Annotated in this window: 21 protein-coding genes; 10 read left to right on the plus strand and 11 right to left on the minus strand. The window is 62.9% G+C overall.

The annotated features are described in order from the left end of the window. Positions 1-31: 31 nt before the first annotated feature. Positions 32-670, minus strand: a complete 639-nt coding sequence (gene kynB, locus PQQ95_RS12655) for an arylformamidase (RefSeq protein ID WP_408437712.1) — start codon at positions 668-670, stop codon at positions 32-34. A 130-nt stretch (positions 671-800) separates the two neighbouring features. On the opposite strand from kynB, the gene PQQ95_RS12660 reads away from it, so the two are divergent. Further along, complete coding sequence (locus PQQ95_RS12660) at positions 801-1,310, plus strand: Lrp/AsnC family transcriptional regulator (RefSeq protein ID WP_408437713.1); 510 nt, start codon at positions 801-803, stop codon at positions 1,308-1,310. Positions 1,311-1,397: 87 nt separating this feature from the next. On the opposite strand, the gene PQQ95_RS12665 is transcribed toward PQQ95_RS12660, so the two are convergent. After that, complete coding sequence (locus PQQ95_RS12665; RefSeq protein WP_408437714.1) at positions 1,398-1,907, minus strand: flavin reductase family protein; 510 nt, start codon at positions 1,905-1,907, stop codon at positions 1,398-1,400. A gap of 256 nt (positions 1,908-2,163) precedes the next feature. On the opposite strand from PQQ95_RS12665, the gene msrA reads away from it, so the two are divergent. Further along, positions 2,164-2,712, plus strand: coding sequence for a peptide-methionine (S)-S-oxide reductase MsrA (gene msrA / locus PQQ95_RS12670; RefSeq protein ID WP_408437715.1), 549 nt, complete (start codon positions 2,164-2,166; stop codon positions 2,710-2,712). 18 nt (positions 2,713-2,730) lie between these two features. Here msrA and PQQ95_RS12675 read toward each other — a convergent pair whose 3' ends face one another. The 3 genes from PQQ95_RS12675 to pdxH form a co-directional block, all read right to left on the minus strand. After that, complete coding sequence (locus PQQ95_RS12675; RefSeq protein WP_408437716.1) at positions 2,731-4,098, minus strand: DUF72 domain-containing protein; 1,368 nt, start codon at positions 4,096-4,098, stop codon at positions 2,731-2,733. Between the two features lie 106 nt (positions 4,099-4,204). Beyond that, complete coding sequence (locus tag PQQ95_RS12680; RefSeq protein ID WP_408437717.1) at positions 4,205-5,419, minus strand: class I SAM-dependent methyltransferase; 1,215 nt, start codon at positions 5,417-5,419, stop codon at positions 4,205-4,207. A 140-nt stretch (positions 5,420-5,559) separates the two neighbouring features. Next, the gene (gene pdxH, locus PQQ95_RS12685) at positions 5,560-6,201 is read right to left on the minus strand and encodes a pyridoxamine 5'-phosphate oxidase (protein WP_408437718.1); all 642 of its coding nucleotides are present in this window, start codon (positions 6,199-6,201) and stop codon (positions 5,560-5,562) included. Positions 6,202-6,456: 255 nt separating this feature from the next. Here pdxH and tcdA point away from each other — a divergent pair, with 255 nt between their 5' ends. After that, positions 6,457-7,350 carry a tRNA cyclic N6-threonylcarbamoyladenosine(37) synthase TcdA gene (gene tcdA / locus PQQ95_RS12690; RefSeq protein ID WP_408437719.1) on the plus strand — a complete coding sequence of 298 codons (894 nt, stop codon included), beginning with the start codon at positions 6,457-6,459 and terminating at the stop codon, positions 7,348-7,350. Here the strand turns inward: tcdA and trxA are convergent. Then, positions 7,347-8,195 carry a thioredoxin gene (gene trxA, locus PQQ95_RS12695; RefSeq protein WP_408437720.1) on the minus strand — a complete coding sequence of 283 codons (849 nt, stop codon included), beginning with the start codon at positions 8,193-8,195 and terminating at the stop codon, positions 7,347-7,349. The genes tcdA and trxA overlap by 4 nt on opposite strands. Positions 8,196-8,292: 97 nt before the next feature. Further along, on the minus strand, positions 8,293-9,168 hold the full coding sequence (locus tag PQQ95_RS12700) for a pirin family protein (protein ID WP_408437721.1): 876 nt from the start codon (positions 9,166-9,168) through the stop codon (positions 8,293-8,295). A 177-nt stretch (positions 9,169-9,345) separates the two neighbouring features. On the opposite strand from PQQ95_RS12700, the gene PQQ95_RS12705 reads away from it, so the two are divergent. Then, a complete protein-coding gene (locus PQQ95_RS12705) occupies positions 9,346-10,227 on the plus strand; it encodes an EamA family transporter (RefSeq protein ID WP_408437722.1) in 882 nt (293 codons plus the stop codon). Between the two features lie 90 nt (positions 10,228-10,317). Here the strand turns inward: PQQ95_RS12705 and PQQ95_RS12710 are convergent, their stop codons facing one another. Both PQQ95_RS12710 and tsaE read right to left on the minus strand, forming a co-directional pair. Beyond that, positions 10,318-11,901, minus strand: a complete 1,584-nt coding sequence (locus tag PQQ95_RS12710) for an N-acetylmuramoyl-L-alanine amidase (protein WP_408437723.1) — start codon at positions 11,899-11,901, stop codon at positions 10,318-10,320. Further along, positions 11,883-12,491 carry a tRNA (adenosine(37)-N6)-threonylcarbamoyltransferase complex ATPase subunit type 1 TsaE gene (tsaE, locus tag PQQ95_RS12715; protein WP_408437724.1) on the minus strand — a complete coding sequence of 203 codons (609 nt, stop codon included), beginning with the start codon at positions 12,489-12,491 and terminating at the stop codon, positions 11,883-11,885. The genes PQQ95_RS12710 and tsaE overlap by 19 nt, the downstream gene beginning before the upstream one ends. Positions 12,492-12,508: 17 nt before the next feature. On the opposite strand from tsaE, the gene queG reads away from it, so the two are divergent. The 3 genes from queG (at position 12,509) to xerD (ending at position 15,260) form a co-directional block, all read left to right on the plus strand. Continuing rightward, positions 12,509-13,750, plus strand: a complete 1,242-nt coding sequence (gene queG / locus PQQ95_RS12720) for a tRNA epoxyqueuosine(34) reductase QueG (RefSeq protein WP_408437725.1) — start codon at positions 12,509-12,511, stop codon at positions 13,748-13,750. 107 nt (positions 13,751-13,857) lie between these two features. Further along, positions 13,858-14,328: a methylated-DNA--[protein]-cysteine S-methyltransferase gene (locus PQQ95_RS12725; RefSeq protein WP_408437726.1), complete on the plus strand. Its 471-nt coding sequence runs from the start codon at positions 13,858-13,860 to the stop codon at positions 14,326-14,328. Continuing rightward, entirely contained in the window at positions 14,325-15,260 is a 936-nt protein-coding gene (gene xerD / locus PQQ95_RS12730) for a site-specific tyrosine recombinase XerD (RefSeq protein WP_408437727.1), read from the plus strand. Before PQQ95_RS12725 ends, xerD begins: the two co-directional genes overlap by 4 nt. A 158-nt stretch (positions 15,261-15,418) precedes the next feature. Here xerD and PQQ95_RS12735 read toward each other — a convergent pair whose 3' ends face one another. Beyond that, positions 15,419-16,981 (minus strand): class I adenylate-forming enzyme family protein, encoded by a 1,563-nt coding sequence (locus tag PQQ95_RS12735; protein ID WP_408437728.1) that lies wholly within the window; start codon positions 16,979-16,981, stop codon positions 15,419-15,421. 294 nt (positions 16,982-17,275) lie between these two features. Between PQQ95_RS12735 and ybaK the strand changes: the two genes are divergently transcribed. Continuing rightward, positions 17,276-17,767: a Cys-tRNA(Pro) deacylase gene (gene ybaK / locus PQQ95_RS12740; RefSeq protein ID WP_408437729.1), complete on the plus strand. Its 492-nt coding sequence runs from the start codon at positions 17,276-17,278 to the stop codon at positions 17,765-17,767. A gap of 113 nt (positions 17,768-17,880) precedes the next feature. Next, positions 17,881-18,525, plus strand: coding sequence for a glycerol-3-phosphate 1-O-acyltransferase PlsY (plsY, locus tag PQQ95_RS12745; protein ID WP_408437730.1), 645 nt, complete (start codon positions 17,881-17,883; stop codon positions 18,523-18,525). Between the two features lie 209 nt (positions 18,526-18,734). On the opposite strand, the gene PQQ95_RS12750 is transcribed toward plsY, so the two are convergent. Then, the gene (locus PQQ95_RS12750) at positions 18,735-19,220 is read right to left on the minus strand and encodes a YajQ family cyclic di-GMP-binding protein (protein ID WP_408437731.1); all 486 of its coding nucleotides are present in this window, start codon (positions 19,218-19,220) and stop codon (positions 18,735-18,737) included. 184 nt (positions 19,221-19,404) lie between these two features. Between PQQ95_RS12750 and murB the strand changes: the two genes are divergently transcribed. Beyond that, positions 19,405-20,448 (plus strand): UDP-N-acetylmuramate dehydrogenase, encoded by a 1,044-nt coding sequence (gene murB, locus PQQ95_RS12755; protein WP_408437732.1) that lies wholly within the window; start codon positions 19,405-19,407, stop codon positions 20,446-20,448. The last annotated feature ends 163 nt before the right edge of the window (positions 20,449-20,611 follow it).

The following is a 20,611-nucleotide window of genomic DNA, read 5'->3' on the forward strand; positions in this document are numbered from 1 at the left end:
TGCGGTGATTCGGTTTGCCGTGCGCCGGTGATCAGCGAGAGGCGGGCAGCGCACGCAACACGGCGCGCACGGGGCTCGCATCGAGCGTGGTCAGCTTCAGCGGCAGCGCGATCAGCTCGTAGTCGCCGGGCGCGACGGCGTCCAGCACGATGCCTTCGAGAATCGCCATGCGGTGCGCGCGAATTCGGTGATGCGCGTCCATCGTCTTCGATTCCTGCGGATCGAGCGACGGCGTATCGATGCCGATCAGCTTTACGCCGCGAGCAGCGAGCAGATCGATGGTCTCCGGCGCAACGGCGCAGAACGCGCTATCCCAGACCGCAGTCGGCGCGTTTTTGTAAGTGCGTAGTAAGACTCGCGGCGGCAAGTCGTCGAGCGAGCCGGTCAGATGTTGTGGCGTGACAACAGGCGACGCGCCGATGCAATGAATCACGCGGCAGCGTCCAAGGTAGGCATCGAGCGCGACCTGGCCGATCGCCGCGCCCTCTGCGTCGTAGTGAAGCGGAGCGTCGGTGTGAGCGCCGGTATGCGGCGACAAGGTCAGCCGCGCGACGTTGACCGGCGAGCCTGCCTCCATGCGCCACACGCGTTCGATACCGACCGGCGTATCGCCGGGCCAGACGGGTGTCGAGGTGTCGACGGCGGGGGTGATGTCCCAGAGTGTGTCCATGTCTCCATCTGCGGATTGTGTCTATCCGGGAATGATAGGTGGCTTGTCGCGAAATGTGATTGCGAAAAAATCTCCTTCTGAGCCCTGTCTTGGAACATAATTTGAGTCAAATGGGAAAGGGAGACCGAATATGAACGCGATCTCGCTCGACGCCACCGATTGCCGTATCTTGACGGTGCTTCAGCAAGAAGGACGCATCAGCAATCTCGATCTGGCGGAGCGCATTTCGCTTTCGCCATCGGCCTGTCTGCGACGCCTGCGTCTGCTGGAGGAGCAGGGCGTCATCGCGCATTACCGCGCGTGTTTGAATCGCGAAGTGCTGGGTTTCGAGCTGGAGGCGTTTGTGCAGGTGTCGATGCGCAACGACCAGGAGAACTGGCACGAGCGTTTTGCGGAGGCGGTGCGGGACTGGCCGGAAGTGGTCGGCGCGTTTGTCGTGACCGGCGAGACGCATTACCTGCTACGGGTACTCGCCCACAATCTCAAGCACTATTCGGATTTCGTGCTGCAACGCCTCTATAAGGCGCCGGGCGTGATGGATATTCGTTCGAATATCGTGCTGCAGACATTGAAAGAAGATTCGGGCGTGCCGGTGTCGCTGGTGCCGAAAACCAGCGGACACAGCGCGCCGCATAGCTGAGTGCGAATGACGGCTCAGCTTTTGGGTTGACGTATCCCCAACTTTTGCCTGCTTGCGGGCCGCTGTTAAAACACAGCGGCGTCGCATTCAGAGCGTCTTGAGTCCGTGGAATTGACCGTTCTGGAACACCAGCGGCGCAATCTCCGCGGCATTCTCGTGGACGCCGCAGCGCTCCACTTCGCCGACGAAAATCACGTGGTCGCCTTCTTCGTAGCGGCTGCGGTTATGGCATTCGAACCAGGCGAGCGCGCCGTCGAGTACCGGCATGCCGGTGTCGCCTTCAGCGTGCGACACGCCTTCGAAGCGATCGCCCTTCACCGTGGCAAAGCGTTTGCACAGGTCGAGCTGCGACGCGGCCAGCACGTTGACCACGTAGTGACTGTTCGCCCGGAAGACCGGCATCGAAGCCGAGCGTGTGGCGAGGCTCCACAGCACCAGCGGCGGATTGAGCGAAACCGAATTGAATGAGCTGGCCGTGATCCCGATCAATTGGCCGGACGCCGCGCGCGTTGTAATGACGGTGACGCCGGTAGCGAATTGGCCGAGCGCCTGTTTGAAGGCGGCCTGGTCGAAGTTAGGCGGGCTGGCGTGCTTCATCGGGCGGAAGCCTTCGGCGCAAATCGGGCGAACCCCGGACTGAAGCCATCGCCTGTGCGGCTGGAAATAAATGATTCAAAAGTCATAGTGAAAATCGTCGATTTGTCCCAATTTTAACTGCAATCGCGGTGGACTGGCCGCGACACCTGCCGGTTAATGGAAAAACCGCTAAGCTGGAAAGTCTTGGTGGTGGCATGAGCGTTGCGCTTAACCGGGACCGGCATCGGCCGACTATAAGTATCAAGGAGCAAGCAGCATGAGTCAGACAGGCGAAGTCGCCACCCTGGGTGGCGGGTGTTTCTGGTGTCTCGAAGCGGTGTATCTGGGCGTCGAAGGCGTGAACGCGGTGGAGTCGGGCTATGCGGGCGGCCAAACCCAGCGGCCGACCTACGAGCAGGTGTGCGACGGCGTGACGGGTCACGCGGAAGTCGTGAACGTCGACTTCGATCCGGCGAAAATCAGCTATCGCGAGATTCTCGATATTTTCTTCGCGATCCACGATCCGACCCAGTTGAACCGGCAGGGCAACGACGTCGGCACGCAATATCGCTCGGTGATTTTCACGCACTCCGACTCGCAGCGTGAAACGGCGCTACAGGCGATTCGCGAGATCGGCGAACAGGGGATCTACGACGGCCAGATCGTCACCCAGGTGCTGCCGCTCGACGGCAACTACTGGCCGGCCGAGGCGTATCACCAGAACTATTTTGCGCAGCACCCGAACCAAGGGTACTGCTCGTTCGTGGTGGCGCCGAAGGTCGCCAAGTTCCGCCAGAAGTTCGCACATCGGATCAAGGCGAGTTGATCTGGCGCGTGGCGCGGTTCAGGTGTCGGCTTCGTGCTCGTGCTCATGGGCAAGGCGCGCGTATGCCTCGACAATCTCCCGCGCCAGTTCCACGCAGCTTAACGGCGCCGACCCTTCCGCCTTGTTGTTGACGGCGATCACCACCGGCTGGCCGGCCAGCGCATAGCGCGCGGCCAGTTCGGCGAGCGCACTGCGGGTCGCCGGGTCCTGATCGACCAGCTGGTTGAACGGTTCGTACTTGGCCTTCGCCTGTTCGTATTTGAAGCCGCCGTGCAGACTCCAGCGCACGATCAGCGGCCCGGCCGGCTCGCCGTCCAGCAGGGCGAGCGCCGCCGCCTGGCGCAGCGGATCCGGCATCCGCGCATGAATCCCTACGCAATATCGCACGCCCGCTGCCTTTAGCGTGCGGATAAAGCGTGGCGTGAGCAAACTCGCGTCGCGGATTTCGATCGCATAGCAGGTACCTTCGGGCAGCTTCGGCAATGCTGTCAGGAATTCCGCGAGCCGCTCGATGAACACCGCCGGTTGCGCGAGCATCTGGTCGGGCAGCGGCGACAACTGGAACACCAGCGCACCGGCTTTCGCGCCGAGGCCTTCGAGACATGGCGTGACGAACTCGTCGATTGCCATTTGCGCGTTCAGAAAGCACGGGTTCAACGCAACCGGCTCGCCGCGTTCGGCGCGCACGGTGGCGTCGGTGATCGTCATCGGCGCTTTGACGATGAAGCGGAAGTGCTCCGGCACCTGCTGCGCATAGCGCAGGTATTCGGTGACGGTGAGTGCCTGATAAAACGACCGGTCGATGCTGACGGTCTTCAACAGCGGATGCGCGCCATAAGCCGTCAGACCTTCGCGCGAGAGTTTGCTGTTGCTGTACTCGTCGCCGTAGACAATGCCGTTCCAGCCCGGAAACGACCATGTCGATGTACCGAGGTGGACCTGCGGCGGCAGTTCGGCGGCGAGCGCCAGGAGTTCAGCAGAGGGCGGGGCGGCGAGAACGTCGCGTGAGCGGCGCTTTTTGGGTGTATCGGTTGCTGCTGGTGCTGCATTGGCATCGGCTGCGATTTCGGCGGGTGCCGGTGAGTCGTCTTCCTGCCAGAGCAGCGCTGCGCCGCTTGCCTTTGCGCGCGGTCGGCGCGGCTGCCGTTCAACCTGCGTCGCGGCGGCGGGCGTTGACGTTGGCGTTGCGACCGAGCTTGCTAGTGTGGATTCGGCTTCGGCGCTGGCAGTCGCGCGCGGTGCCTTTGCGCCCGCTTCGGGCTTCGACGGGGATACCGGCGTCTGCGCCACCGGCATCCCGAACAGATCGAACTGCGGCGCGTCGGCCTGTGCGTCTGGCTCGCCGCTCACCGGCTGTTCAACTTCGCTTGTCCCGCTCTGGTCCATCGATGTTCGACCTGCTGTTGTTTAAGGTTTGCGCCGCGTCGGCCTGCTTATGCAGTGCCCGTAGCCCCGGCACGCGGCGACGGTAAATCGCCACGGCGCAACCGTATCACAACGTTTTGTCGTACATATAGCGACGCGACCATGGCAAGGTTTTCGCGCTGCGGCCGGCTTTGCGGCACACCACCTGGTAGATCGAGACGTCGTCGGTTTCGAACGCGTACGCGCAACCGGCGAGATACACGCGCCAGATGCGGAATTTTTCGTCGTCGACCAGCTTGCGGGCTTCGTCCGCATGCGTTTCGAAGTTTTCCGCCCAGATGTCCAGCGTGTGCGCATAGTGACGGCGCAGGCTTTCGACGTCAACCGCTTCGAGCCCGCCACGCTGCATCGCTTCGAGCGCAAGGCTGATGTGCGGCAGTTCGCCGTCCGGAAAGACATAGCGGTCGATGAATTCGCCGCCGCCCAGCGCGGTTTCGCCGCTGTCCGAATCGCTCGATGTGATGCCGTGATTCATGGCGATGCCGTCGTCGACGAGCAGATCGTGGATCTTCTGGAAGTAGCCCGGCAGATTCTTGCGGCCCACGTGCTCGAACATGCCGACGCTGGTGATGCGGTCGAACTGTCCTTCGACGTCGCGGTAATCCTGCAGACGAATCTCGATCTGGTTTTCCAGACCCGCGGCTTTCACGCGAGCGGTAGCGAGATCGAACTGGTTCTGCGACAGCGTCACGCCCACGCACTTCGCGCCGAATTTCTGCGCTGCGCGCAGCACGAGCGCACCCCAGCCGCAGCCGATGTCGAGCAGGCGCTGCCCCGGTTGCAACTGGATCTTGGTGAGGATGTGGTCGATCTTCTTGATCTGCGCGGTGGCGAGATCTTCATCGCCATTCTCGAAGTACGCACACGAGTACACCATGTTCTCGTCGAGCCACAGCTTGTAGAACTCGTTCGAGACGTCGTAGTGATACTGAATGGCTTTCTTGTCCGACGACTTCGAGTGATGGAAGTAGCGCCGTACGCGCGCCAGCTTGCTCGCGCTGGTCACGGTGTTGCGCGCCAGCTGATAGCCGATGTTGATGATGTCCGACAGCTTGCCTTCGATGTCGATCTTGCCCTTCACGTACGCCTCGCCCAGATTGTCGAGGCTCGGTTCGAGCAGATAGGGCAGCGCCGTGGCGCTTTTGACATGGAGCGTGACCCGGGGCGCGGCGAACTGCCCGAAGTCATGTTGCTGACCGTCCCACAGCACAAGGCGTGCGGGCAGGTTAGCCTTGGTTTTTACCTCTTCCACCCACTGCGCCAGCTTTTTCTCCCAGAACATGTGATTTCTCCGTGTCCGTTGAACTAAAGCAAAGCCTGTGTGGATCGCTGCTCACTGCGGTGCCACTCCCATACCGCGAGGCGCAATCCGGTCGTCGCGCGCTGCTGCGTTGGCAACGCGCATACGTGTTGTGTTCCGATTCAAGGCGATAGGCGGGAGATTTGCCAGTCGCTGCTTTCGCTTGAACGCGTGTAGAGCAGACGGTCGTGCAGACGCGACGGCCGGCCCTGCCAGAATTCGATTGCTTCGGGTACCAAACGATAACCGCCCCAGTGCGGGGGGCGCGGTGGCTGGTCACCGTATTGCAGGCTGATTTCGCGTTCGCGTGTTTCGAGCTGCGAGCGGCTTTCAATTACCTGACTTTGATTGGATGCCCATGCGCCGATACGCGAACCGAGCGGACGCGACGCGAAATACGTATCGCTCTCTTCGGTACTGGTTTTGACGATGCGGCCTTCGACGCGCACCTGGCGTTCCAGTTCGATCCAGTAGAACAACAGGCTCGCATAAGGGTTCGCAGCCAGTTCGCGGCCCTTGCGGCTTTCGTAATTGGTGAAGAACACGAAGCCGCGCTCGTCGACGCCTTTGATCAGCACGATGCGCGCCGACGGCCGGCCGCGCGAATCGACGGTGGCCAGCGTCATCGTATTCGGTTCGGGCAGTTGGGCGTCTACCGCCTGCTGAAACCACGTGTCGAATTGACGAAACGGGTTGCGGTCGATATCGGCAACGTCCAAAGAACCCAGCGAATAGTTTTTTCGAAGTTCGGCGAGTGAGGTCATGTTCTTATGCGAACGCTACAGTCCAATCAGTATAGCCAGGGCGCGAATTTTTTGCGCGTGGCCAGGTCAAGGCCCGCCGCATTGTGTGGACATCCACGCCATTACGTTTGCGGCCATTCGTGCTTCCAGGTGGGTGCGGGCATGTGAATTGGCGCGATCAGGCAAAATACGGGTTGCGAACGCCTGAGCGTGCCTGTGCGTGCATGAGCGTCTTCATCACTTTGTGTTTTGCCTGCTTTGAACGAGCCTTCCATCATGTCCAGCCCCGCCGCGCATTCCGATCTTACTACCAGCCTCGACGGGAGCGAAACCGCCGACCGCGCGCGGCGCTTCGGCGGCATTGCCCGCCTGTACGGCGCGCCGGCGCTTGCTGCGTTCGAAGGAGCCCATGTGGCGGTGATCGGTATCGGCGGAGTCGGCTCATGGGTGGCGGAGGCGTTGGCGCGCAGCGCGGTCGGCCGGCTGACCTTGATCGATCTGGACAATGTCGCGGAGAGCAACACTAACCGTCAGATCCATGCGCTGGACGGCAACTACGGAAAACCGAAAGTCGAAGCAATGGCCAAGCGCATCGCGGCTATCAATCCGTTCTGCGACGTGCGGCTGGTTGAAGACTTCGTCGAGCCGGACAATTTCGCGGCGACGCTCGGTGGCGGTTTCGATTACGTGATCGATGCGATCGACAGCGTGCGCACCAAGACCGCGTTAATCGCGTGGTGCGTCGAGAAGAAGCAGCCGTTGATTACGGTGGGCGGCGCGGGCGGCCAGCTGGACCCGACGCGCATCCGCATCGACGATCTCGCGTTGACCATCCAGGACCCGCTGCTGTCGAAAGTGCGCGGGCAGTTGCGCAAACAGCATGGCTTCCCGCGTGGTCCGAAGGCGAAGTTCAAGGTGAGCGCGGTGTATTCCGATGAACCGCTGATTTATCCGGAGGCCGCTGTCTGCGATATCGACGAGGAAGCGGAGCACGTCACGACCTCGCCGGGTCATACGGGACCGGTCGGTTTGAACTGCGCGGGATTTGGATCGAGCGTGTGTGTGACGGCGAGCTTTGGTTTTGCTGCGGCCGCGCATGTGTTGCGGGCGTTGGCGAAAGCGGCGCGGCCCGTCGCCGCGCCTGCTTCGCCTGAAAACACACCCAGTTAATACAACAACGCGCTCAGCTTGCGCCGCCATTGCGACACCAGCTCCGGCTGATGCGCGGCGAGATCGAACACCGACAGCATCGTCTTGCGGCCGATATCGTCGCGGAAGGTGCGGTCGCGCTGCACGATGGCCAGCAGATGTTCGAGCGCGCCTTCGTATTTGCGGCGGGCGATGAATGCGCTGGCCAGATCGAAGCGTGCTTCAAGATCGTCCGGGTTCGCTGCGACCTTGGCTTCGAGTGCATCCGTAGGCGGCAGATCCGCCGCAGCATCCACCGCATCGAGCCGTGTCTTGATCGCGTTGAAGCGGGCGTCGATCCCCTGCGTGGTTTTCGGCGACAGCAGATCGACTTCATTGCGCGCTTCGTCGATGCGGTTATCTTCGAGCAGCATGTCGATGAGGTCCATGCGTGCTTCGTCGAAGCCTGGGTCGTAGGCGAGTGCGGCTTGCAGCGCGTTGTAGGCATCTTCACGACGGCCCTCGGCCAATGCCGCTTGCGCTTCAAGACGGGCTGCGTCCGCGCCTTGCGGCACGAGGCGCTCGATAAACTCGCGCAACTGGCCTTCCTGCAGCACGCCGACGAATTGATCGACCGGCTGGCCGTCGGCAAACGCCATGACGTGCGGAATGCTGCGCACCTGGAAGTGTGCGGCCAGCTCCTGATTCTCATCCACGTTGACCTTCACCAGCTTCCATTTGCCGGCGGCTTCGGCCTCGAGCTTCTCGAGCATCGGGCCGAGTGTCTTGCAGGGACCGCACCACGGCGCCCAGAAATCGACCAGCACAGGGGCCAGTGTCGACGCCGCGATGACGTCTTGTTCGAAAGTGGCCAGAGTGGTGTCCATTGCGTCCTCATCGATAAAACGGTTGGTTGGCTAGGTGGGGCCGCGCGCGGCGAATTCAATGTGCCTCCTGCTCACTTTTAGTGGTCTGGATGCGCGCTTATTTTCTTGTCGGCAGCGGAATCCATTCGGTTTCACCCGGCACCTTGCCCATTTCCTGCTGGGTCCACGCCAGCTTCGCGGCTTCGATCTTTTCACGCGAACTGGCGACGAAGTTCCATTCGATAAAGCGCTCGCCATCCAGCTTCTCGCCGCCGAGCAGCATCACGCGCGCACCGTGGGTGCTGGCCAGCGTGACGGTTTCGTCGAGCGCGAGCACGGCCATCTGACCCACTTCGAGCGGCGTGCCGTCGATCTCCAGATCGCCGTCCACCAGATAGACGCCGCGTTCCTCGTGCTCCGGTTCGAGCGCGAAGGCGCCGCCCGGAGCGAACTCCGCGGCGACATACAGCGTGCCGGAAAAGGTTTCGACCGGCGAGGTTTCGCCGAACGCCGTGCCGGCGATCACGCGCAGCGTGACGCCGTTGCGCTCGACCACCGGCAGCGTCGCGGCCGGATGATGCGAGAAGGACGGTTCGATGTCTTCGTCTTCGAGCGGCAGCGCGACCCAGGTCTGGATGCCGTGCATGGTCAGTCCGCTCGCGCGATCTTCGGCCGGCGTGCGCTCGGAATGGACAATGCCGCGGCCTGCCGTCATCCAGTTGACGTCGCCCGGAACGATCTTCTGCTCGGAGCCGAGGCTGTCGCGATGCATGACCGAGCCTTCGAACAGATAGGTGACGGTCGCGAGGCCGATATGCGGGTGCGGACGCACGTCGAGTCCGACGCCGGGTTCGAGCGTGGCGGGGCCCATGTGGTCGAAGAAGATGAATGGGCCGATCAGGCGCGCCGCCATGGCCGGCAGCACGCGCCGCACGGTGAGGCTGCCGACGTCGCGCAGATGGGGTTTGAGGACTGCTTTGATCGAGGAAGACATGGGCAGGCTCGGCTGAAAGGGTGAGTCGGATTTTTCTTAATAGACGATTCTACTGCGGCTGACGGAACGCCGACGGTTTGCGCCGTTTTACCATTCCGGGATTCCGTAACGCGTGCCATCCCCTCACTCCGCAGGCTCCGCTAAACTGCCGGATCCAGCAATCAAATGGAGACCGGCATGTCGCCGAAGGATTTACTGCTCGCGCTGGTCGTGGTGGTTGCGTGGGGCGTCAATTTCGTCGTGATCAAGGTGGGCCTGCATGGCGTGCCGCCAATGCTGCTCGGCGCGCTGCGTTTCACGCTCGCCGCGGTTCCGGCGGTGTTTTTCGTCAAGCGGCCGCAGATGCCGTGGCGCTGGCTGTTCGCCTACGGCGCGACGATTTCGTTCGGGCAGTTCGCTTTCCTGTTCTCGGCGATGTACGTCGGCATGCCCGCTGGGCTCGCCTCGCTCGTCCTGCAGGCGCAGGCCTTCTTCACGCTGATTTTCGCGGCGCTGTTTCTGCATGAGCGCTTTCGCGTACCGAATGTCGTCGGTTTGCTGATCGCGGCGGGCGGCCTCGCGGTCATCGGCATGCAAGGCGGTCACGCGATGACGCTCGCCGGTTTTGTTCTCACGCTGTGTGCCGCGTGTTCGTGGGCGCTCGGCAACATCGTCACGAAGAAGGTCGGTAAGGTCGATCTGGTCGGGCTGGTGGTGTGGGGCAGCCTGATTCCGCCCTTGCCGTTTTTCGCGCTGTCGTACGCGTTCGAGGGGCCGCAGCGGATCGCCGCGGCGCTGTCCGGGATCAGTGCGACGTCGATTTTCGCCGTCGTGTACCTCGCGTTTATTGCGACGCTGATCGGCTACGGGCTGTGGAGCCGGCTCCTGTCGCGCTATCCGGCGAGCCAGGTGGCGCCGTTCTCGTTGCTGGTGCCGATTGTCGGGCTGGCGTCGGCGTCCCTGTTTCTGGACGAGCGGTTATCCGCGGCGCAGATCGTGGGCGCCTTGCTGGTGATGGCGGGGCTGGCGGTGAACGTGTTCGGCGGTTGGGTCGTGCAGCGGCTTTCACCGGCGCGTTGACGGCCTCTTAAGCGTGAAGCAGAAAAAAACGGACGCATCGAGCGGCCGTTTTTTATTGCCGGCATGACGCGGTGTCATGCCGGCTAGCAATCAGGTCATGCGGCTCTTCGCTAACGGTGGATTCGCCGCGAAATAGCGCTTGATGCCGGTCATGATCGCGTCGGCCATTTTCTCCCGATACGCGTCGTCGTTCAGGCGGCGCTCTTCGTCCGGGTTGCTGATGAAGGCGGTCTCCACCAGAATCGACGGAATGTCCGGCGCTTTCAGCACGGCAAAGCCGGCCTGTTCGACCGAGCCTTTGTGCAGCTTGTTGATGCCGCCGATCTCCTTCAGCACGAAGTTGCCGTAGCGCATCGAATCGCGGATCTGCGCGGTGGTCGACATATCGAATAGCGCGCGGTTGACGGTGGCGTCGGCGGACTTGATGTTGATCCCGCCGATCTGATCCGACGAGTTCTCCTTGTTCGCCATCCAGCGCGCCGCGGCGCTCGACGCACCGTGCTCCGACAAGGCGAACACCGACGAGCCCTTCGCGTCGGGCGTGGTGAACGCGTCCGCGTGGATCGATACGAACAGGTCCGCGCCCACGCGCCGCGCCTTCTGCACACGCACGTTCAGCGGCACGAAGAAGTCGGCGTCGCGCGTCATCATGGCGCGCATGTTCGGCTGCGCGTCGATCTTCGCGCGCAGTTTCTTCGCGATGTCGAGTGCGACGTGCTTCTCATACGTGCCTCCGCCGCCGATTGCGCCTGGGTCCTCGCCGCCGTGACCCGGATCGATCGCGACGGTCAACAGACGCACCGTGTTGCTCTTGCCGGTTTTCGGGTTGGTGAAGGCGTAACTATCGTCGCCGTCGTTGTCGTCGCCGAGATTGCTGGCGCTGCTGCCACTGCTGTTGCTGCCTTTGTTGCGGGCGATGGCGGTTGGCGGCGCGACGGGTGCTGTCGGTGTCGAGGGCTTGCCGAGAATGGGCGGAGCCGGTGTCGGCGTGACATGCGCCGGCGGACGCGGCACGCCTGACGAGGTTCCGCCGCCGTTCTGCGCATAACGCTCGAAGAAGGCTTCGCTGTTGTCGGCGGTGGGCGGCGTGGTACCCGGGCCGCTCAGCGTGGCGGGCGGCGCGTTGCTTTCGTCCAGCGTTTGCTGTTTGCGCTCGGTCTGCGCGAGCAGATCCATCAGCGGATCGGGCGCGACAGCGGGGTACAGGTCGAACACCAGCCGGTATTTGTACGCGCCGACCGGCGGCAGCGTGAACACCTGCGGTTTCACCGAGCCCTTCAGATCGAACACCATTCGCACCACGTGCGGCTGATATTGCCCGACACGCACCGACTGAATCTGCGGATCGTTCGGCGTGATCTTCGATACCAGATCCTTCAGTGCCTGATCGAGATCGAGGCCGCTCAGATCGACCACCAGCCGGTCAGGACCCTGCAGCAACTGCTGCGCGTTCTGCAACGGCTGATCCGACTCGATCGTCACGCGCGTGTAATCGCGCGCGGGCCAGACCCGCACGCCCAGCACCGAACTCGCCCACGCGAGACGCGGAGCGACAAGGCCGAGCACCAGCGTGGACGCGCCCGCGCGCAGAATCTGCCGGCGCCGCCAGTTATGCGTTGCGGTAGCCGCCGATTCGATCGAGCGGAACGGTTTGATCAACATCTTTCGAGACATGCCTTTCCTGATTCGCTGTATGCCCGTGCGACGAGTACCCGGCCCTCGCCTCCGCTGTCCAGGTCGAGCGAGAAGACGAGATCCGGAACGCCCAGGAGACGCCCGGCACGCTGTGGCCATTCGACGAGGCAGATGGCGCCGCTGTCGAAGTACTCGCGAAAGCCGGCGTCGGCCCATTCGGCCGGGTCGGTGAATCTGTACAGATCGAAGTGATAGAGCGTGAGTTCCCCAGCGGGCCGCTCGAGCACGTAAGGTTCGACGAGTGTGTAGGTGGGACTGCGCACGCGGCCGGTGTGGCCGAGGCCGCGCAAGGTTGCGCGCACGAGTGTGGTCTTGCCGGCGCCGAGGTCGCCGACGAGTTGGACTTGCAGTCCGTGGAATGCCTGACTCCCCGCAGCGTGTGGCGTGTGCTGTTTCGCTGTTTGCTGCGCGTTGTGCACCGGATTCTGGTTCGACTCGCGCACGCTTTCGATCGCCTGTGCGAAGCGTTCGCCGAATGCATGGGTGGCGGCCTCGTCCGCGAGCGCGAAGGAGCGTTCGAGCAGGACATGGGCGGGCGGTTGGATCGCGAGATCGGGATTGACGGGCATTCTCGTAAAATGGCGTGATGAACCGAAGTCCGGAGTCCCCTGTTTCCTGCACGCCTGCGTCAAACGACGATGCGCGTGCCGAGCGTCATTTCGATGAAGCGGCGCTGAATGCGCTCGCGCTCAACATCAAAACGTGGGGCCGTGAACTGGGTTTCGGGGCGGTCGGTATCAGCGACACCGATCTCTCCGCTGCCGAAGCGCCGCTTGCAGCATGGCTGGATGCGGGTTGCCACGGCGAGATGGATTATATGGCGAAACACGGCATGAAACGCGCGCGTCCCGCCGAGCTTGTGGCCGGCACGCGACGTGTGATTACCGCACGCATGGCCTATTTGCCCGCAGAGACATTGAGTGGAAAGGCGCACGAAAGCGCTTTGCACGACACGCCGCCCGTACCGCAAGACTGGCGTGCAGCCGAGCATGCGCGGCTTGCGGACCCATCGGCGGCGGTGGTGTCGATCTATGCGCGGGGCCGCGATTATCACAAGGTGATGCGTAACCGTCTGCAACATCTGGCCGAGAAAATCGAAGCGGCGATCGGTCCGTTCGGCTACCGCGTATTTACCGATTCGGCGCCGGTGCTTGAAGTAGAACTTGCGCAGAAGGCCGGGATCGGCTGGCGCGGCAAGCACACGCTGCTGCTGCAGCGCGATGCCGGTTCGCTGTTTTTTCTCGGCGAAATCTATGTCGATGTGCCGCTGCCCACCGACGCCGAGACTTCGCCCGGCGATGCACCCGAAACGCCAGGCTCGCATTGCGGCAGTTGCACGCGCTGCATCGGCGCATGCCCGACGGGCGCGATCGTGGCGCCCTATAAGGTCGATGCACGCCTTTGCATTTCGTATCTGACGATCGAATTGAAGGGCAATATTCCCCTGGAAATGCGGCCGCTGATCGGCAATCGGGTGTACGGCTGCGACGATTGCCAGCTCGTGTGTCCGTGGAACAAGTTTGCGCAGGCCGCGCCGGTCGCCGATTTCGATGTGCGGCATGGGCTCGATCGCGCGACGCTGGTCGAACTGTTTGCATGGAGCGCGGCGGAGTTCGATACGCGCATGCAGGGCAGTGCGATTCGCCGCATCGGTTATGAAAGCTGGCTGCGTAATCTGGCGGTGGGGATGGGTAATGCGCTGCGTGCGTCGTCCGGGAGTTTGAGTGCGGAGGCGCGCGAGGCGATGGTTCACGCGCTGAAGTTACGCGTCGAAGACCCTTCGGCGGTGGTGCGCGAGCATGTGGAATGGGCGCTGGAAGCGGCGTAAAGTAGCGCCATTCCGGCGAGGCGTTTGACTGGGTGGAGCGCCTGTACCCCATGCAGGTACGCTACCCCGACACTTGACACTCCTCGCGAATCACGGAGTAAGCAACCATGTTCAACGCAGTGATCGATGCACCGTTCGGCAAAGTCGGCATTCGCCTCGAAGGCGAGGCTGTGCGCGAGATCGTCTATCTGCCCGAGTCGACGCAGAACGTCGCACCGGACTCGCCCCTGGCGAGGCAAGCGGCGGAACAGATCGAGCGGTATTTCGAGCGGGCGTCCGCGAAGTTCGAATTGCCGCTGGCAGCGGTCGGCACCGCGTTTCAGCAACGCGTCTGGCAAGCGATCAGCGATATCCCGCCGGGCACGGTGCTGACCTATGGACAACTGGCAAGGCAGATCGGCAGTGTTCCGCGCGCGGTCGGCCAGGCGTGTGGTTCCAATTACTTTCCGATCGTGATTCCGTGCCATCGGGTGGTCAGTTCGAGCGGTATCGGCGGATTCGCGCATCACGCCGGAGACGGCTTCTTTCGCAACGTCAAGCGCTGGCTTCTGGCGCATGAAGGCATTCCCTACGCATGAGCGATACCGTGACGGACGACGCGCCAATCGCGTCACCTTTGTTTGTGTCGAGCTCGGCCTCGATCGACGCGTTCTGTGACGCGTTGTGGCTCGAACACGGTTTGTCGCGCAACACGCTCGATGCCTACCGGCGCGATTTGCGCCTGTTCTGCGAATGGCTCGCGCAAACCCGCAACACCTCGCTCGACACCGCCAGCGAAGCCGATCTCAACGCCTACAGCGCGGCGCGCCAGAAAGACAAATCGACGTCGGCGAACCGGCGACTCTCGGTGTTTCGCCGCTATTACGGCTGGGCAGTGCGCGAGCATCGCACGAAGGTCGATCCGACGGTGCGTATCCGTTCGGCCAAGCAACCGCCGCGTTTTCCGTCGACCCTCACCGAAGCGCAAGTCGAAGCGCTGCTCGGTGCGCCGGATATCGACACGCCCTTGGGGCTGCGCGACCGCACCATGCTGGAGTTGATGTACGCGAGCGGTTTGCGCGTCACCGAACTCGTCACGCTGAAGACGGTGGAAGTGGGCCTGAACGAAGGCGTAGTGCGCGTAATGGGCAAGGGTTCGAAAGAGCGCCTGATTCCGTTCGGCGAAGAGGCGCATGGCTGGATCGAACGCTATCTGCGCGAAGCGCGTCCGGCTTTGCTCGGTGCGCGGGCGACGGATGCGCTGTTCGTCACCAGCCGCGCGGAGGGCATGACCCGCCAGCAGTTCTGGAACATCATCAAGCGTCACGCGGCGGCGGCCGGTGTGCACGCGCCGCTCTCGCCGCATACGCTGCGCCACGCGTTCGCGACGCATCTGCTGAACCATGGCGCCGATTTGCGTGTCGTGCAATTGCTGCTCGGCCATACGGATATCTCGACCACGCAGATTTACACGCATGTGGCCCGCGAACGGTTGAAGTCGCTGCATGCGCAACATCATCCGCGGGGGTGAGGCTCGCGTTCGTGGCTACGTGGCTACGTGGCTACGTGGCGATGCAGCGATGCGGATATATGCGGTTGCCGTTGCTGCGAATGGCAGCGGCAGCCTTAGCCGCCACCATCCGTACAGTCATAACCATAGCTACCGGTGCCATGGCCATAGTCAAGGCATTAGACGAATTCGCGAAGCCGGTGCTTGAGAATCTTGCCAGTCGACGCCGCGGGCAGCGCGGCCAGCACCTTCACCTCGGCGGGGCGCTTGTACGGCGCGAGACGCTCGCCACACCACGCGATCAGTTCAGCGGGCGACACCTTCGCGCCCGCGATCAATTCGACGAACGCGATCACTTCCTCGTTACCCTCCACGGCGCGCCCGATCACCGCCGACTGCACCACCTGCGGATGCGCGTTCAGCACATGTTCGACTTCCGCCGGATACACGTTGAAGCCCGAACGGATGATCAACTCCTTGCTGCGCCCGACGATATGCAACGCACCGTCCGCGTCTTGCCGCGCCAGATCACCGGTCTTGAGCCAGCCGTCTTCGGTAACGGCGACGCGGGTCAGGTCCGGACTGCGGTAGTACCCGAGCATCACGTTCGGGCCGCGCACCCACAGTTCGCCGATGTCACCCGGCGCGGCATCCACGCCGTCGAGTCCGACGAACCTCACCTCAACGCCAGGAATAACCTCGCCGACTGAGCAATCGCCGCGCGGCGCATCGAGCATGGTGTGGGAGACGGTCGGGCTACTCTCGGTCATGCCATAGCCGTTGTGCAACGGGAGGCCGTAGACGCTTTCGACGTGCGCCTTTAGCGCGGCGTCGAGCGGCGAGCCGCCCGAATAGGCGAAACGCAGATGCGGCGCGGACCACGCGTGGCCGTGTGTCTGCATATGTTCGAGCAGTTTGGCGTGCATGGCCGGAACGCCCTGGAAGATCGACACCCGCTCGTCGGCGAGCGCACGCCGAACCGCTTCCGGCGCGAAACGCGGCGCGAGACGCAAGGTTGCGCCGGCGTGCAGGCTGCCGAGACAAACCGAGGCAAAGCCGTACACATGCGAGATCGGCAGCACGGCGTACACGACGTCGTCCGGACCGACTTTGCGTAAGCGGCTCGAGACGGCCGCGATGAAGAGCAGATTGCGATGGGACAGCATCACGCCTTTTGGCGCGCCGGTGGTTCCCGTGGTGTAGATCAGCGCGGCGCATTGACGGTCATTCGCCGCTTCAACCGGTTCGGCCTTTGCGTGGGTGTCGATCGTGTACGACCAGGCTCCGATATCCGGCGCGATGGCAGGCGCTGTGGCGGCTTGGTGCCGCTCTGCATGCTGTTGGGCATCCGCGGAGCTTTCGACCGCATACGCGACCACACGAGGCTGCGCGTGCGCCCGGATCGCATCGAGCTCGGCCGCGGACAGGCGGGCATTCGACACCAGCGCCCACGCGTCGAGCTGTGCGGTCGCGAACAGCAGGACGATCTGCACGATGCTGTTCTCGGCCACGATCATCACGCGATCGCCGCCACGCACGCCCCATTCGCGCAGCAGCGCGGCGGTGGCATTGACGGCTTCCAGAAGTTGCGCGTTGGTGAGGCGGCGCGCGTCCTCGATCAGGGCGATGTGCTGCGGATCGCGCGCGGCGGCGAGCACTGGAATGTCGGCAATACGCGCGGGCAGGGTGGCCAGCAGCGCGGGAATGTCGATCTTGGAACGGGTAGATGAAGCGAGGCTCAACGCTGTCTCCTGTGTCGGCCCAAGTTAGCGCTTTAGCGCCTACTTGGGTCCCATGCAAGGCGGTCGGCCCGAGTTAGCGCTTTAGCGCCTACTTGGGTCCCATGCAAGGCGGTCGGCCCAACTTAGCGCTTCAGCACTTACTCAGGCCCCCTGCAACATAGTTACAAAACATATTCGTCGCCCGGCATACAGCGCGCCGGCACATTTGCGAACGATCGTGCCACAATCTCCAGGCCCGCACAATTGGCCATTCGGCAAATAGCCGTTGTGCAAACTCGCCATTACAATGCGCCGATGAGCAAATCCAGACACGTCTCCGAAACGCCCGCGACGCAGTTCCTGCGCCGTCACGGCGTCACTTTCGGCGAACATCCTTACGATTACGTCGAGCACGGCGGCACCGAGGAATCGGCGCGCCAGCTCGGCGTGGACGAACATCATGTCGTCAAGACCCTGGTGATGGAAGATGAGCACGCCAAGCCGCTGATCGTGCTGATGCACGGCGACCGTACGGTCAGCACCAAGAATCTGGCGCGGCAGATCGGCGCGAAACGCGTCGAGCCGTGCAAGCCCGAGGTGGCGAACCGGCATTCGGGCTATCTGATTGGCGGCACCTCGCCGTTCGGCACGCGCAAACAGATGCCGGTGTACGTCGAGTCGAGCATCCTGGAGATGGACAAGATCTGGCTGAATGGCGGGCGGCGCGGTTTTCTGGTTAGCATCGAGCCCAAAATATTGACCGGTTTGCTGGCGGCAAAGCCGGTGCAGTGCGCGAGCGTCGATTGACGTTTGCCTGAATGTTTTTCGGGCAGGCCGGTTCGGTAGAATGTGCGCCGCCTTGTTCCCTGTTGCGGTTGGGGTGTCGAGTTTCAGACCGCCGATCCTTATAAGAGTCCCAGATGCAAAACCTGATCGTTGCTGTCGTTGCCTACCTGATCGGCTCGGTGTCGTTTGCCGTGATCGTCAGCGCCGCCATGGGGCTGGACGACCCACGCTCGTACGGTTCGGGCAACCCGGGCGCCACCAACGTGCTGCGCAGCGGCAGCAAGAAGGCCGCGATTCTCACCCTGATCGGCGACGCCTTCAAAGGGTGGTTGCCGGTGTGGTTCGTGGTGCACTTCGGCGCGCGCTATGGCCTCGACGATACGTCGGTTGCGATTGCCTCGGTTGCCGTGTTTCTCGGCCACCTGTATCCGATCTTCTTCCGCTTCAAGGGCGGCAAGGGCGTGGCGACCGCAGCGGGCGTGCTGATCGCGATCAACCCGATCCTTGGCATCGCCACCTTGCTGACCTGGCTGATCGTGGCGTTTTTCACGCGTTATTCTTCGCTGGCGGCATTGGCCGCGGCGGTATTCGCCCCGATCTTCGACGGCTTTCTGTTCGGCCCGCACATCATCGCGCTGGCGATCGTCGTAATGAGTTCGCTGTTGGTCTGGCGCCACCGCGGCAACATCGCCAAGCTGATGCGCGGCCAGGAAAGCCGTATCGGCGACAAGAAGAAAGCGGACGCAGCGGCTAGCGCGGCGGGTGGCAACGAATCCTGAGCGTGGACGTGGGGCCTGGCGTTAGCCAGCCCAGCGTGCGAGTGCCTTCACGAAGTCCGGGCTGAACGCACAATGGCTAGGTGCTGAGCGCATGCAACCCGTGCGGGTGCTGAGGTGGGTGCTGAATCCCCACGCGGCCCGTTGCCGAGCCTCAACGCACGCCCATTGCCGAGGATCAACACACGCTCGGCCTTGAGCGTGACGCGCGTTTAGTCGCGGAAGTTGTTGAAGTCGAGCGGGGTATCCGTCACGTCCTTGCGCAGCATCGCGATCACGCTTTGCAGATCGTCGCGCTTGCCGCCGGTGATGCGCACCGCATCGCCCTGAATGCTCGCCTGGACCTTGATCTTGCTGTCCTTCACGAGACGCACGATTTTCTTCGACAGATCACCGGACACGCCCTTCTTGATCTTGATGACCTGCTTGACCTTGTCGCCGCCGATCTTCTCGATCTTGCCGTAATTGAGAAAGCGCACGTCCACATTGCGCTTGGCCATTTTCGACAGCAGGACGTCTTTCACCTGGCCGAGCTTGAAGTCGTCGTCCGCGTAGGCGGTGATTTCGCTTTCCTTGTGCTCGACGCGCGCGTCCGACCCTTTGAAGTCGAAGCGGGTTGAAATTTCCTTGTTGGACTGCTCGATCGCGTTCTTGACTTCGATCATGTCTGCTTCGCAGACGACGTCAAACGATGGCATTGTGTTCTCCCAATAGTGCTGCGGTGCGTGGCGCGGCCGGTCGGCTGCTCACGGGGCACTCGCTATAATCACGAACCGGACGTCATTTTACCGACGCCACTCCCTTTTGCCTAAGGCCGCCGCGCATTGTCGTGCGGCCGGGGCCAGATGTCGTTTTGCTGGTCGCTCCATTCTTCTCATTCCGATGTCCCAATCCGACTCCGCCGCGTTCATTACCGGCTATCCGCTGAAGGCGCATAACACCTTCGGTTTCGAGGTTCGCGCGCAGTTTGCGTGCCGGATCGAGCACGAAGCGCAGCTGATGGCTGCCGTACGCGATCCGCGTGCCGCCGGCTTGCCGCGGCTGGTGCTGGGCGGCGGCAGCAATGTCGTGCTGACGGGAGACTTCGCCGGATTGGTGCTGCTGGTGGCGCTGCAAGGCCGCCGCGTCGTGCGCGAGGACGATGATGCGTGGTACGTCGAAGCGGCTGCCGGCGAGCCATGGCATGACTTCGTCGCCTGGACTTTATCGCAAGGACTGCCTGGGCTGGAGAACCTTGCATTGATTCCGGGCACGGTGGGCGCGGCGCCGATTCAGAATATCGGCGCGTATGGGCTCGAGATGTGCGAGCGGTTTGCGTCGCTGCGTGCGATTGAGCTGGAAACGGGCGCCGTAGTTGAACTCGATGCTGACGCGTGCCGATTCGGCTACCGCGACAGCTTTTTCAAGCGGGAAGGGCGTGACCGTTTTGTCATCACGTCGGTCACGTTCCGTTTGCCGAAGGTTTGGCAGCCGCGCGCTGGCTATGCGGATATCGCGCGTGAACTGGCGGCCGCAGGCCGTACCGATGCCGCAGCCCCGAGCGCGCAGGCGATTTTCGACGCGGTAGTCGCGGTGCGGCGCGCGAAGCTACCTGATCCACTTCAGCTCGGTAATGCCGGGAGTTTCTTCAAGAATCCGGTTGTGGAGGCAACGCAGTTCGAGGCGCTGAAGCTCAAGGAGCCGGAGGTGGTGTCTTACCTTCAACCGGACGGCCGGGTGAAGCTTGCGGCGGGCTGGTTGATCGATCGATGTGGCTGGAAAGGACGCGCAATGGGCGCAGCGGCTGTGCATGAGCGGCAGGCGCTGGTGCTGGTGAATCGCGGCGGCGCGAGCGGCGCGGAGGTGCTGGCGCTTGCGAAGGCGGTTCAGCGGGATGTGCTGGCGCGGTTCGGAGTGGAGTTGGAGGCGGAGCCGGTTTGTTTGTGACGCGGCACGCGGCTGGGCTGGCCGATCGCGGTAAGGCGAACGGTGCGCAGGCGTTAGCGCTGGCAGAAACGGTTTGGGAAAACGCGCCGATGAGTGGGTGAGACGGCGCGACGTTGCCTTGCCTGAGCGAGTGGGGCGTCGCAATGAAAAAGGGCGCCAGGAG

The sequence above is a fragment of the Paraburkholderia caffeinilytica genome, assembly GCF_046030355.1.
Lineage (GTDB): Bacteria > Pseudomonadota > Gammaproteobacteria > Burkholderiales > Burkholderiaceae > Paraburkholderia > Paraburkholderia caffeinilytica_B.